We start from the raw sequence: 13,496 nt of genomic DNA on the forward strand, positions 1-13,496 counted from the left end.
GCGCCCCTTCGGCCCGGGCAGGGAGGGTCAGGCGGTTTCGGTGCCGCCGAAGCGCTCGCGGTAGGACTCCAGGTCCTCCTCGGCGATCCGCGCGAAGAGCACCGGCGGCACGGTGAACGGCGTACCCGCCGGGACCGCGTCCAGCGACTTGGCCTGCTCCGGGGTGATCCACGTCGCCGTGTCGTCGGCCAGCGCGAACGAGGAGCGCATGGTGCGCGCCGAGGCCGGGATGAACGGCTCCGAGACCACCGAGTAGAGGTGGATCAGGTTCATCGCGGTGCGCAGCGTGAGCGCCGCGCCGTCGAGGTCGGTCTTGACCTCCAGCCAGGGGGCCTTCTCGTCGAGGTACGCGTTGCCGGCGGACCACAGGGCGCGCAGCGCGGCCGCGGCCTTGCGGTACTGGAGGGAGTCCATGTGGCCCTCGTACTCGGCGAGCAGCTCGGCGATCTGCTCGCCCAGCCTGGCCTCGGCCTCACCGGCCGGGCTGCCCTGCGGGACCTCGTCGCCGAACTTCTTGCGGGAGAAGGTCAGCACGCGGTTGACGAAGTTGCCGAGGGTGCCGCCGAGGTCCTTGTTGACCGTGGTGGTGAAGTGCTCCCACGTGAAGGACGAGTCGTCGGACTCGGGGGCGTTGGCGATGAGGAAGTAGCGCCAGAAGTCGGCCGGGAGGATCTCCAGCGCCTGGTCGGTGAAGACGCCGCGCTTCTGCGAGGTGGAGAACTTGCCGCCGTAGTACGTCAGCCAGTTGAAGGCCTTGACGTAGTCGACCTTCTTCCACGGCTCGCGGGTGCCGATCTGGGTGGCCGGGAACATCACCGTGTGGAACGGGACGTTGTCCTTGGCCATGAACTGCGTGTAGCGCACGTCCTCGGCCTCGTACCACCACGCCTTGTGGTCGCGGTTCGCCGGGTCGGCGTCCGCCCACTCCTTGGTGGAGGCGATGTACTCGATCGGCGCGTCGAACCAGACGTAGAAGACCTTGCCGTCGGCGGCCAGTTCGGGCCAGGTGTCGGCCGGTACCGGCACGCCCCAGTCCAGGTCGCGGGTGATGGCGCGGTCGTGCAGACCCTCGGTCAGCCACTTGCGGGCGATGGAGGAAGCCAGCTGCGGCCACTCCTCCTCATGCTCCGCGACCCAGGCCTCGACCTCGTGCTGCAGCTTGGACTGGAGGAGGAAGAGGTGCTTGGTCTCGCGGACCTCCAGCTCGGTGGAGCCGGAGATCGCCGAGCGGGGCTCGATCAGGTCCGTGGGGTCCAGGACGCGGGTGCAGTTCTCGCACTGGTCGCCGCGGGCCTTGTCGTAACCGCAGTGCGGACAGGTGCCCTCGACGTAGCGGTCGGGCAGGAAGCGGCCGTCGACCGGCGAGTAGACCTGCCGGATCGCGCGCTCCTCGATGAACCCGTTCTGCTGGAGCTGCCGCGCGAAGTGCTGGGTGATCTCGGCGTTCTGCCGCGAGGAGCTGCGGCCGAAGTAGTCGAAGGACAGCTCGAAGCCGTCGTAGACCGCCTTCTGCGCGTCGTGGGCCTGCGCGCAGAACTCGGCGACCGAGAGGCCGGCCTCCTTCGCGGCGAGCTCGGCGGGGGTGCCGTGCTCGTCGGTGGCGCAGATGTAGAGGACGTCGTGGCCGCGCTGGCGGAGGTACCGGGAGTACACATCCGCCGGAAGCATCGACCCGACCATGTTGCCCAGGTGCTTGATCCCGTTGATGTAGGGAAGCGCGCTGGTGATCAGGTGTCGAGCCATCCTCGGATGCTCCATTTCGTATATGCGGTGACAACGTGACGTGACGGATTGTGATGCGGTTCATCGTATCGAACCGCCGAAAGGCCACGTGCCGCATTTTTGTGGGGTGGACGGTGGTGGGCGTAACGCAAAAGCGAGGGTGGTGACCTCTGCGTCACGGCCCTCGCAATGGGCCCATGCTACAGCCGGACCGGATCACCGCGGACCGGCGTCCGGGGTTCGGGCGGCGGGGTCCGCCGTGGCCGCCGTCCCCGCCGGTCACCCGGGGCGGAACCGCCCGTCCGCCGGGCGTACGCCGGTGCACGGCGGCCCGGCTTGGCCCCGGCATATGCGTACGCACGGACTGGGCGCGCGCGTGGTCGAAGTCGGTCATCGGCCGATCATCACCGAACGTAATCTCTCGACGTCTCTCTTCTGCGCTCCCCGGGTGCGCCCGCACTGCCAGGCTGTCCGCGCACAGGGGACGAGGTGAGGTGGAACGGTGAGCGATGGCGGACCAGAGGAGTCCGGTGGGGCCGTGGGACTGCCACTGCCCAGCCGACGGCGGCAGCCGACGCCCATGAGCCAGTGGGACCCGACGGCACGCCTGTCGTACTGGGCCTTCCACGCCGACCGGCGGCCCTCGTACATGCGTTTCGCGTACCTGCAACTGGGCTCCGACGCGGCTGCCGAGGACGCGGTGGACGCCACCTTCGACTCGATCATGAACGAGTGGTTACGCATGCTCCACATGGACCGGCTCGACGCCTATGCCTGGACCATCCTCAAACAACGACTGGTCGACCGGCAGCAGCGGCGCGGAGCGCACGGCGCCTGGCCGTCCGAACCGACCGCGCCCGAACCGATGGACATCAGCGCCTTCGAGGCCGCCCTCAAGGAGGCCCGGGCCGATCAGCAGTGCGAGGTGCTGACCGACACCATCCGCTTCTACTCCGCCGTCTCCCGGCTCGCCGAGCGCCAGCGCGACGCCGTGCTGCTGCGCTACGGGCTCCAGTGCACCCCCGGGGAAGCCGCGTCCGTGATGGGCGTCGACGAGGCCACCGTCCGCTCGCAGCTCGGCCAGGCCCACCGCCGGCTCGCGCGCATGCTCGACGCCTCCGCCGAACCGGCCGACTCGGCGGGGCGTGCCGACTCGGCCGGATCCCCCGAGTCATGAGGCGGCGCGAGGGCAAGGAGGAACGCGGCGGAGAGGCCGGCCGCCGCTCCCTGGCCGAGTTCCTGACCCGGGCCGGCGTCCGCGACCGGTATCCGCACTACGATCTGGGCGCCGCCGAGGCCCGGTTGCTGCACGTCTCCCGGAGGCGGGCCACCGCGGCCCCCTCGCGCCGCAAGGCCGCGTACGGGTGGAGCGATCCCGCGCGGGACTGCCCGCTCGACTCCGAACGGGCCCGGCGCGACCTCAAGGCCGTCTGCCTGGCCGCCGTGTGCGGTCCGAAGGCGGAGGCCCAGCTCACGGCCTTCACCGAGAGCGGGCACACCGATCTGGCCGGGGCCGTGGTCTTCGGCTGCCTGCTGCACCTGGCCGGACTGCGCGAGGGCGCCCGCTTCTGGTGGCAGTTCGCCGCCGGTTCCGGGCGGGCGCGGACCGCGTCCGCCGCGTACTGCCTCTTCCTCGACCACTCCCGGCGCGGCGAGCACCACGACGCCCGGTTCTGGGCGCGGGAGCTGGGCCGCCGCGGCTACCGGCCGAACGGCCGGCGGGATCTGCGCGAGGTCCGGCTGTGCGCGCAGGCCACCGTGCTGCGGTACGTCGACCAGCTCGATGATCCCGATCTGGGCCCGGTGCCGCTGCCCCGGTCCGGACTGCCCTCGGTGCTGGCCGCGTTCCGGCCGACGCCCCCGGTGGCGGAGCCGGAGCGGTCCGTGCCGCGCCGGCGGGTGGCGCCGGTGTCCGGGCCGGTCCGTGCCACCCCGGGTACGAGCGAGGCCATGGCGCAGGCCCGGCGCGCGCTGGCCGTCGTACGGGTCCTCGAAAGGCATCCGCTGGGGGTACGGGCCGCCCAGCTGCGGCGGGAGTCCGGTCTGGCCGAGGCGGAGCTGCGGCCGCTGCTGGCGATGCTGTGCGAGGAGGAGTACGCGTACCGGCCGGGCGCGGGCGTCTTCGCGCGCGGGCCCGCCCTCGACCGGCTCGCCGCGGCCGGCGCCGGGGGCCTCGCGGGCCAGCTCCAGCGCACGCTGGCCCTGGCCCGGGACAGCGCGGGCGCGGCGGTGTACCTGAGCCGGTATGCCGAGGGGGAGGTCCGGATCACGCAGATGGCGGACGGTCCGGGGGCGCCGCCGGTGCGGGAGTGGGTGGACTTCAAGGCCGCCGCGCACGCCAGCGCGGTCGGCAAGTGCCTGCTGACGCAGCTCGACGCCGACCGGCGCCGCGACCACGTCGCCCGGTACCGGCCGGCCCGGCTCACCCCGCAGACGATCACCGACAGCCGGGTCCTGTTCACCGCCCTCGACGCGGTGGCTCCGGGGGCGCCGGTGTTCGACCTGCGCGAGTACTCCCCCGGCGTGGTGTGCTCGGCGGTCCCGATCGCGACCGGCGACGCCGCCGGGAGCCTCGCGCTGTCGCTGCCCGCGACGCACGCCCACCGCCTGCACGAGGCGACGGAAGCCCTGCGCCGCAAGGCCGTCCCGGTGCTGCTGGCGCTGCTGCTGTCGGGGGCCATCCCGCCCGACGCCCCGGCCGCCCCGGAGGACCCCGACGCCCCGGCCACCGCGCCCGCGCCGCACCCGTCCGGGGTCACCCCGGAAACCCTGCGCCACCTGCGCATGCTGTTCCGCACCCCGCTGACCCGCTCCACGGCTTCGCCGGCCGACCCCCACCTGGTCAGCGACACGGCGTCGGAGGCGGCGTACTTCTTCGACCCCCTGCCGGAACCCGACCCCCCCCGCCTGTCCCTCCCGGTCACCTTCGCCCCGCTCACCCCGGGCACTCTGCGCACGGCCGAGGGTCTGGTGGTCCTGAGCACCTGACCCGGGGCGGGGCGGCCCGCCTGACGGCTTCCGCGCGGCGGCGGTCGGGCGGGGCCGGGCTGGGCGGGTCGGGGGCCGGGCGGGCTGGTCAGGGGCTCAGGGGTCGGCCGGGCGGGTCAGGGGCTGCCGGCTCAGGGGGCGGCCGGGCGGGTCAGGGCTGACGGCTCAGGGGCCGGCGGGTCAGGCCGGGCGGGTCAGGCCGGGCGGGTCAGGCGGTCCGCGCCGGAGAGGATCGCGGAGGCCAGTGCCTCCGCCTCCGGCGAGCTCCGTCCGCCCCGCAGCAGCGCGAACTCCACCGATCCGAGGTCCGGCAGCCCCGCCACCCGCACCAGCCCCGGCGGGATGAGTCCGCGGGTGTGGGCCATCACCCCCAGCCCGGCCCGGGCCGCCGCGACCAGCCCGCTCAGGCTGCCGCTCGTACAGGCGATCCGCCAGCCGCGGCCCTCCCGCTCCAGCACCTCCAGCGCCCGGGCCCGGGTGATCCCCGGCGGCGGGAAGACGATCAGTGGAACGGGCCGGTCCGGGTCCACGCGCAGCCCCTCCGCCCCGATCCACACCATCCGGTCCCGCCACACCAGCCGGCCCCGCTCGTCCCCCGGCCCGCGCCGCTTCGCCAGGACGAGGTCGAGCCGTCCCGCGTCGAGCCGTTCGTGCAGGGTCCCGGACAGCTCGACCGACAGCTCCAGGTCCACCTCGGGGTGCTCGTGCCGGAAGCCCTCCAGGATCTCCGGCAGCCGGGTCAGCACGAAGTCCTCCGACGCCCCGAACCGCAGCCGCCCCCGCAGCCGCGTCCCGGTGAAATAGGCCGCCGCCCGCTCGTGCGCCTCCAGGATGGTCCGGGCGAAGCCCAGCAGCGCCTCGCCGTCCTCCGTCAGCTCCACGCTGTGCGTGTCCCGCAGGAAGAGCGGCCGGCCCGTCGCCTCCTCCAGCCGCCGTACGTGCTGGCTGACCGTGGACTGCCGGACACCCAGCCGGCCCGCGGCCTGCGTGAAGCTGAGCGTCTGCGCCACCGTGAGGAAGGTGCGCAGCTGGACCGGGTCGTACATGGCTCCCATGACTCCCATGCTGCCACTGTCATCACGAAGCGAAATGACAGTAAGTGTGGTGTGCAGGTTTCCCGATCACCGTTCGACCCACGACGATGAAGGGGCCCCAGACGAGCCACCGACCGGAGAGTCCCCGTACATGCGCCGCCCGCACATACCCGCCCGGCTGCCCCTGGACCCGTGGATCCTGGCCCTCCTCACCACCGTCGGCCTCGCCGCCCTGCTGCCCGCCCGCGGCCCCGCCGCCTCCGTCGCCGAGGGCGCCGCCACCGGGGCCGTGGCCCTGCTCTTCTTCCTCTACGGCGCCCGGCTCTCCACCCGCGAGGCCCTCGACGGCCTGCGCCACTGGCGGCTCCACCTCACCGTGCTGGCCTGTACGTTCGTACTCTTCCCGGTGCTCGGCCTGGCCGCCCGGGTCCTGGTCCCCACCGTCCTCACGCCCCCGCTCTACAGCGGTCTGCTCTTCCTCTGCCTCGTCCCCTCGACGATCCAGTCCTCGATCGCCTTCACCTCGATCGCCCGCGGCAACGTGCCCGCCGCGATCTGCGCGGGCTCCTTCTCCAGCCTGGCCGGCATCGTCCTCACCCCGCTCCTCGCCGCCGGGCTGCTCGGCGGCAGCGGGGGCGGGTTCTCCCTCGACTCCCTCCTCAAGATCGTCCTCCAGCTCCTGCTGCCCTTCCTGCTGGGTCAGGCCCTGCGCCCCTGGGTCGGCGGTTTCCTGGTCCGGAGGAAGAAGGTCCTCGGTCACGTCGACCGCGGCTCGATCCTGCTCGTCGTGTACGCGGCCTTCGGCGCGGGCGTGACCGCCGGGGTCTGGCACCAGGTCAGTGCCGCGCGCCTGGGCGCACTGATGGCGGTGGAAGCCGTACTGCTCGCCGTCATGCTGCTGGTGAGCTGGTACGGGGCGAAGCGGCTCGGGTTCGACCGGGCGGACCGGATCGCGATCCAGTTCGCGGGGTCGAAGAAGAGCCTCGCGGCCGGCCTGCCCATGGCCAGCGTGCTGTTCGGGGCCCAGGCGAGCCTCGCGGTGCTGCCGCTGATGCTGTTCCACCAGATGCAGCTGATGGTGTGCGCGGTGCTGGCGCGCCGCCGTGCCCGGGACGCCGAGTCCGCTGCGGGCGCCGAACTGCCCGCAGGACATGTGGTGGAGGTCTCCTCCAGGGCCCAACACCCCGCGCCGCAGGCCCGGTAGCGTGCGGCGGTGACCTGGATACGCCCGCTCGCCGCCCACGCCGAACGCCCCTGCACCCTGGTGGTCTGCCGCGGCTGCTGCTGCGGGGACCCCCGCAAGAACCCCGGCTCGGACCACGCCGGCCAGTTGGCCCGGCTGCGCGAGGCCGCCGAGGCGTCGGGGGGCCGGCTGGCCGTCCGTACGAGCGACTGCCTCGGACCGTGCGCCCAGGCCAATGTGATCGTGGTCCAGCCCACGACCGAGGCGCGCCGCCGGGGCGCCCGCGCGGCCTGGTTCGGCTGGGCGCTGGACGACACCGCGACCGACGAGGTCATCGCGTGGGCGGAATCAGGCGGTCCGGGCGTCACGCCGATCCCGGCGACCCTGGACCTCCACCGCATCGACCCGCCGAAGCCCGAGGCCAAGGCGAAGCCGGCCGCCAAGGGCCGCGGCCGCGCGGCCCGCCGGGACCGCTGACCGCGGACCGCGGAAACGGCACACCGGCGCACGGGCCGGAGTGCGGCGGACCGGCTGGAGCGGCGCACGGGCTGGACCGGCGGACCGGCGGACCGGCGGACCGCTACAGCGTGATCCGCTCCTCGCCCGCATAGATGTTCATGTTCGGCCCGCGCAGGAAGCCGACCAGCGTCAGGCCCGAATCCAGGGCCAGGTCAACGGCCAGCGAGGACGGGGCCGAGACGGCGGCCAGCACCGGTATGCCCGCCATCACCGCCTTCTGCGCGAGCTCGAACGAGGCCCGGCCCGACACCAGCAGCACCGAGCCGTCCAGCGGAAGGCGGCCGGCCTGGAACGCCCGGCCGACGATCTTGTCCACGGCATTGTGCCGGCCGACGTCCTCCCGCAGGTCCAGCAGCCGGCCCTCCGGCGAGAACAGTCCGGCCGCGTGCAGCCCGCCGGTACGGTCGAAGACCTTCTGCGCCGCGCGGAGCCGGTCCGGCAGCTCGCCGAGGAGCCGCGCGGGAATCCGTACGGTGTCCTCGGCCGCGCTCCGCTGGAGCGGGAAGCGGGTCGCCGTGCGCACCGCGTCCAGGCTGGCCTTTCCGCACAGGCCGCAGGAGGAGGTGGTGTAGACGTTCCGTTCGAGGCTGATGTCGGGCAGTGGCACGTCGGGCGCGAGCTGCACGTTGACCACGTTGTAGGTGTTCGAGCCGTCCTCCGTGGCCCCCTCGCAGTAGGTCACGGCCCGTACGTCCGACGCGGAGCCGAGTACGCCCTCGCTCACCAGGAAGCCCACGGCCAGCGCGAAATCGTCGCCGGGGGTGCGCATCGTGATGGCGAGCGGCTTGCCGTTCAGCCGTATCTCCAGCGGCTCCTCGGCGACCAGCGTGTCCGGGCGGACCCCGGCCGCCCCGTCCCGCACCCGGATGACACGACGGCGCTCGGTGACCCGTCCCATGGTGATCAGCCCGCCCGTTCTTTCCTCGTCGCGCACTCCGTCGTGCAGCTGACGAGCCCATTCTCGCGGATCGCCGCCGCGCGGCGCTCCCGGCAGGAAGATCCTCCGGAATCTCCAAATTAAGGGGCGGTAATCCTGTTGGGTCACGTGCACCTGTACCCACCAGTAGCAGGTCAAGCTGGGTGATCCTGACTTCCGCTTAAGGGGGACCCCGCCTATGACCGGTTCACGCGTGGTGGCGCTAGGGCACTACCAGCCCGCAAAAGTGATCACCAACGAGGACCTCGCGGCGATGGTCGACACCAACGACGAGTGGATCCGCTCCCGGGTCGGCATCAAGACCCGGCACATGGCGGGTCCCGACGAACCGGTGGACGAGCTGGCCTTCCACGCCGCGGGCAAGGCCCTCGCCGGCGCCGGCCTGACCCCCGACGACATCGACCTCGTCCTGGTGGCCACCTCCACCGCGATCGACCGTTCGCCCAACATGGCCGCCCGCGTCGCGGCCAAGCTGGGCATGGGCGGCAGCCCGGCCGTCATGGACCTCAACGTCGTCTGCTCGGGCTTCACCCACGCCCTGGCCACCGCCGACCACGCGATCCGGGCCGGCTCTGCCACCCGCGCCCTGGTCATCGGCGCCGACAAGATGACCGAGATCACCGACTGGACCGACCGGACCACGTGCGTGCTGACCGGCGACGGTGCGGGCGCGGCCGTGGTCGAGGCCTGCGAGGACCCCGGCATCGGCCCGGTCCTGTGGGGTTCGGTCCCGGAGATGGGCCACGCGGTCCGCATCGAGGGCTCCCCGCCGGTCTTCGCCCAGGAGGGACAGTCCGTCTACCGCTGGACCACCAGCCAGCTCCCGGCGCTCGCGCGCAAGGTGTGCGAGAAGGCCGGGATCGCCCCCGAGGAACTGGCCGCCGTCGTCCTGCACCAGGCGAACCTGCGGATCATCGAGCCGCTCGCCGCGAAGATCGGCGCCGTGAACGCGGTCGTCGCCCGCGATGTCGTGGACTCCGGCAACACCTCCGCCGCGAGCATCCCGATGGCGCTCTCGAAGCTGGTCCAGCGCGGCGAGATCCCGACCGGCGCCCCGGTCCTCCTCTTCGGCTTCGGCGGCAACCTCTCGTACGCGGGCCAGGTCATCCGCTGCCCCTAGGGGGTGTCGGGCGGGCTCCCGGCGGCCGGGGCCCAGCGGGCCTCGGCCCCCAGCGCGCACAGGAGTACGACGACCAGCGCGAGCAGCTGCCAGAGCCCGGCGGTGGCCGCGCCGAGCGGGACCGTGGCCAGTACGAGCACCGTCGCGGCCGCCCGGAAGCGGGCCGGGCCGATCCCCAGCACGGCCCGGAAGGCCAGGTCCCCGGCCAGGTAGACGGCGACCCCGCCGGCGAGGACGAGCGCCGGGCCGGTGGCCACCTGCTCGCCCAGGTGCCCGATGGTCTTCTTGACGCCGGCCGCGAAGGCGGCGATGCCGAGGAGCATGGGCAGGAAGGCGTAGTAGTACGCGCGCATCGCCAGCTTGAAACGCTGCTCCCCCTCCGCCTCGGTGAAGACCTGCTCGGCCCGGCCCTCGTCGCGCACGAAGTACGTCCACCACAGCGCGGAGGCGACGGCGAGGGCCAGGAACGCGCCCGCGGCGATCCCCACGGTCAGCGGCAGCGGGCCGACCCCGATGCCGATCGCGATCACGGACTCGCCGAAGACGATGATCAGCAGCAGTCCGTGCCGCTCCACGAGGTGCTCGGCGCTCATGCCGCCGAGCTGCTCGCCGACGGTGGTGACGTCATCGGCGGTCCGGGGAGCCGGCGCCGGCTCCCCGCTCGCCGCGGCCCGCTGCACCAGCTGCGGCACGATGAACTGGATCAGCAGCGCGAGCGTCCACAGGGCCCAGGCGGGCGGTCCGTCGAAGAACCCGGCGGCCAGCACCGCCAGCGCGCACAGCACGTTGGGCAGCGCGAACCAGATCACGCCGAACCCGTGCGCCTGCGTGAACAGCGCGCTGTGCACGAGGACGACGAACAGGTACCCGAGCCCGAAGGCCACCCCGCCCGTGCCGAAGGCCGTCGGCACCGCCAGCGCGCACACCAGGAACGCCCCCATGGCCAGGATCAGCAGCAGCCGGCGCACGGTCCGGTCGGGCGGCACCTGGTTGGTCAGGTGCGCGTAGCCCCCGTACATCCAGAACAGCACGGTGAAGATCACCAGGACCTGGCCGGCGCCGCGGAAGCTGATGTCGTCCGCGAGCAGCACCGTGAGCTGGGTGATGGTGAAGACGAAGACCAGGTCGAAGAAGAGCTCCAACGTGCTGACACGGTGCTGCGTTTCCATGCGCGACTCATACCAGCATCCGGGTGTCCGTCGGGGTCGTCCGACCTGAGGAGTACGCGGATCCCGCCCGGTGGAGGGACGCGCCGCTCGCCGGCGCGGGCGGAGGATGGGGGAACGCCGTCAGCCAGCCGCCGAGGGAAGCGAAAGCCCCATGATCCGCAGGTCCGTCATCCTGACCACCGCCGCAGTCGTCTCGGCCGTGGGGCTCGCGATCGTCGTCGCCCTCCCGGCCGCGGCCGACTGGTACGGGAACCGCCACCAGGAGACGAACGCGTACGCGACGGGAGCCGAGGCGAAGTCGGCCCGGGCCTCGGTGCCGCGCTGGCTGGCGGACGAGGCGGAATCGGTGCGGTACGCGATGCGGACGACCGGCGGCGACCGCCTCCTGAAGGCCACCCTCCCGGACGACCGGCTCCCGACCGCGTGCACGACGGAGCCGCGGACGAGGGCGCAGGAGGTCCCGCTCACGGAGGACTGGTTCCCGAAGGACGCCCGGGCGAAGGCCACCGCGCGCTGCGGCCTCTACTACGCGTACATGGACGGCACCACCCTCTACGCGTGGCAGCACAACGACGACTGGCTGAGGGCCGAGCGCGCCGAACCGGCCCGCTGACCGGCGAGACGCGGGGTCTCGCCGACCCCCCGGGGACATGCGTGCAGGTCAGCGAGCGGCCCGGCCCGAATACCTGGTCGGAGGCACGCCGATCCTTTGCTATTGTTGTCCTTGTCGCCGCGGGAAACCGGGGCCGACCACCTGGTCCGGGTGGCGGAATGGCAGACGCGCTAGCTTGAGGTGCTAGTGCCCTTTATCGGGCGTGGGGGTTCAAGTCCCCCCTCGGACACCAGCAGGAACCCCACTTCGGTGGGGTTCTTTTGCGTTTCCGGGGCTCGTTCGCGGGGCTCCTTCGGCGGGGTCGATCCGGTGGTGCGGCATCATGGGCGCACGGGGTCGGAGGGGAAACAACGTGTCGCACGACGGGCCGGGCAGCAGCATCGTGATCGCCGGACGGTACCGCCTGGAGAGGCGGTTGGGCCGAGGTGGCATGGGGACCGTCTGGCAGGCCTCCGACGAGCTCCTCGGGCGTCTCGTCGCCGTCAAGGAGCTCCATGTCGACGGAGGCACGGAGCGCACGGGTGCCCTGCGGGAGGCCCGGACCGTCGCGCAGGTCAGGCATCCGCACGTGGTGGTGGTGCACGACGTCGTGGAAGACGACGGGCGCCCCCACATCGTCATGGAGCTCGTCGAGGGCGGCTCGCTGGCCGACCGGCTCGCCGGCGACGGGCCGCTGGGTCCCGCCGAGACCGCGAGGATGGGGCTCGCCCTGCTCGGCGCCCTGCGCGCGGCGCACGCGCGCGGGGTGCTCCACCGGGACGTCAAGCCGGCCAACGTGCTCCTGGAGGCGGGGACCGGGCGGGTCGTGCTCACCGACTTCGGTATCGCCCGGCTCACCGGATCCACCACCATCAGCGAGACCGGCGCGTTCGTCGGCTCGCCCGAGTACACCTCGCCCGAGCGGATGCAGGGAGCGACCGCGGGACCCGAATCCGACCTGTGGTCGCTCGGGGTCCTGCTGTGCACGGCGCTGACCGGGAAGTCGCCGTTCCGCCGCGATTCGCTCGGCGGGGTCCTGCATGCCGTCGTGTACGCCGAGATCCGGCCGCCGGCGCAGGCCGGGCCGCTGGCCCCGGTCATCCGCGGCCTGCTGGAACGCCTTCCGGAGCGGCGGATGGAAGCGGCCGAGGCCGAGCGGCTGCTGTCGGCCTACGTGAGCACCGGAGCGGTCCCCGCCGTGGCCGACCGGGCGCCCGGGCCGGGTCCGGAGACCGCCCCGGCGACCGGGACCGCGTCCGGGGTGTCCGGAGCGTCCGGAGCGGGCAGGCCCGGCGGGCCGGGCGGACCGGGAGCCGTCGTCGGCTACTCGCCCACCGAGCACGTCGTACGGCCGTCCGCACCGGCGCGGCCAACCCGGCCGGCTGTCCGGGCGGGGCTGATCGCCGCGCTGTTCGCCGTCGCGGTCGCCGGCGCCGTGGCCGTCACCTCGCAGTTCGGCGAGCAGACCCCGGACCGCGCACGGGGGGCGGCGCCCGCCACCGCGTCCGCGTCCGGCCGGGCCCCTTCCGCCGCCTCCGCAGCCGCCGCCGACGCCAAACCCGCCCGTACGGTGTCGGCTCCCGCGCCCAAGCCCGCGCCCGCCGGGTACCGGACGGTGTCCGACGCCGAGGGCTTCAGCCTCGCCGTACCGAACGGCTTCCAGCGCAGCACCGACGACCAGCGGGTCTTCTACGTGTCCCCGGACGGGGCCTTCCGGATCGGCGTCAAGGCGAACCCCGCGGCCTCCGAGGGGCCGGTCACCGTCATGCGGCTCTCGCACGCGAGCGGCCCGGCCACCAACCCGGGCTACCGCGACGGCACGGTCGTACCGACCACGCACAACGGACTGCCCGCCGCCCTGTGGGAGTTCACCTGGAACGGCTTCACCGCCGCAGAAGGCGCCCGGCACACCTTCGACGTCTGCTGGGAGGAGAACGGGCACATGTACGACGTCTGGGTGTCCGCGCCCGTCGGCCGGCTCCCGGAGGCGCGCAGCCACTTCGACGCGGCGCTGGACTCCTTCGTTCCGGGGGGCTAGGGGGAAGCCCGCGGCACTCCCCCGGCCGCCCCGCGCCCCCGAGCGCGCGCCGCCCCGTCCCGTGCGGCCCGGGATCGGGGCGGTGTTCGGTGTTTCCGGGGTGGTGGGGCGGGGAGTTTCCCTATCCCCGGGCCTGCACACCTCCCTGGGGAGGTCTTGTGGAGGTCTTCGCTCGGTGATCAACCCTGGTGAGG

The 13,496-nt window shown here is 73.2% G+C and carries 10 protein-coding genes, 1 tRNA gene and 1 pseudogene; 8 read left to right on the forward strand and 4 right to left on the reverse strand.

What is annotated here, in order from left to right:
• Positions 1-27: 27 nt before the first annotated feature.
• Complete coding sequence (gene metG, locus ADK52_RS11270) at positions 28-1,743, reverse strand: methionine--tRNA ligase (protein ID WP_053689623.1); 1,716 nt, start codon at positions 1,741-1,743, stop codon at positions 28-30.
• A 559-nt stretch (positions 1,744-2,302) separates the two neighbouring features.
• Between metG and ADK52_RS11275 the strand changes: the two genes are divergently transcribed.
• Both ADK52_RS11275 and ADK52_RS39805 read left to right on the forward strand, forming a co-directional pair.
• On the forward strand, positions 2,303-2,899 hold the full coding sequence (locus ADK52_RS11275) for an RNA polymerase sigma factor (RefSeq protein WP_234343646.1): 597 nt from the start codon (positions 2,303-2,305) through the stop codon (positions 2,897-2,899).
• Positions 2,900-3,672: 773 nt separating this feature from the next.
• Positions 3,673-4,392: pseudogene (locus ADK52_RS39805) on the forward strand (IclR family transcriptional regulator domain-containing protein); the annotation flags it as partial.
• A 512-nt stretch (positions 4,393-4,904) separates the two neighbouring features.
• Here the strand turns inward: ADK52_RS39805 and ADK52_RS11285 are convergent.
• Positions 4,905-5,756, reverse strand: coding sequence for a LysR substrate-binding domain-containing protein (locus ADK52_RS11285; protein ID WP_053689709.1), 852 nt, complete (start codon positions 5,754-5,756; stop codon positions 4,905-4,907).
• A 139-nt stretch (positions 5,757-5,895) separates the two neighbouring features.
• On the opposite strand from ADK52_RS11285, the gene ADK52_RS11290 reads away from it, so the two are divergent.
• The gene (locus ADK52_RS11290; RefSeq protein ID WP_053689624.1) at positions 5,896-6,948 is read left to right on the forward strand and encodes a bile acid:sodium symporter family protein; all 1,053 of its coding nucleotides are present in this window, start codon (positions 5,896-5,898) and stop codon (positions 6,946-6,948) included.
• 9 nt (positions 6,949-6,957) lie between these two features.
• The gene (locus tag ADK52_RS11295; RefSeq protein WP_063783817.1) at positions 6,958-7,404 is read left to right on the forward strand and encodes a hypothetical protein; all 447 of its coding nucleotides are present in this window, start codon (positions 6,958-6,960) and stop codon (positions 7,402-7,404) included.
• A gap of 103 nt (positions 7,405-7,507) precedes the next feature.
• On the opposite strand, the gene fdhD is transcribed toward ADK52_RS11295, so the two are convergent.
• Positions 7,508-8,344, reverse strand: coding sequence for a formate dehydrogenase accessory sulfurtransferase FdhD (gene fdhD, locus ADK52_RS11300; RefSeq protein ID WP_053689625.1), 837 nt, complete (start codon positions 8,342-8,344; stop codon positions 7,508-7,510).
• 217 nt (positions 8,345-8,561) lie between these two features.
• Between fdhD and ADK52_RS11305 the strand changes: the two genes are divergently transcribed.
• A complete protein-coding gene (locus tag ADK52_RS11305; RefSeq protein WP_053689626.1) occupies positions 8,562-9,503 on the forward strand; it encodes a beta-ketoacyl-ACP synthase III in 942 nt (313 codons plus the stop codon).
• Here ADK52_RS11305 and ADK52_RS11310 read toward each other — a convergent pair.
• Positions 9,500-10,672 carry a low temperature requirement protein A gene (locus tag ADK52_RS11310; protein WP_053689627.1) on the reverse strand — a complete coding sequence of 391 codons (1,173 nt, stop codon included), beginning with the start codon at positions 10,670-10,672 and terminating at the stop codon, positions 9,500-9,502. The two genes, ADK52_RS11305 and ADK52_RS11310, sit on opposite strands and share 4 nt — an antisense overlap.
• Positions 10,673-10,823: 151 nt before the next feature.
• On the opposite strand from ADK52_RS11310, the gene ADK52_RS11315 reads away from it, so the two are divergent.
• The 3 genes from ADK52_RS11315 to ADK52_RS11325 all read left to right on the forward strand — a co-directional run bounded on the left by ADK52_RS11315 (position 10,824) and on the right by ADK52_RS11325 (position 13,302).
• Positions 10,824-11,285 carry a hypothetical protein gene (locus ADK52_RS11315; protein WP_053689628.1) on the forward strand — a complete coding sequence of 154 codons (462 nt, stop codon included), beginning with the start codon at positions 10,824-10,826 and terminating at the stop codon, positions 11,283-11,285.
• Between the two features lie 144 nt (positions 11,286-11,429).
• Positions 11,430-11,517, forward strand: a tRNA-Leu gene (locus tag ADK52_RS11320).
• Positions 11,518-11,715: 198 nt separating this feature from the next.
• Positions 11,716-13,302, forward strand: a complete 1,587-nt coding sequence (locus tag ADK52_RS11325; protein WP_234343648.1) for a serine/threonine-protein kinase — start codon at positions 11,716-11,718, stop codon at positions 13,300-13,302.
• Positions 13,303-13,496: the final 194 nt, after the last annotated feature.

This window comes from Streptomyces sp. WM6372, assembly GCF_001279655.1.
Taxonomy (GTDB): domain Bacteria; phylum Actinomycetota; class Actinomycetes; order Streptomycetales; family Streptomycetaceae; genus Streptomyces.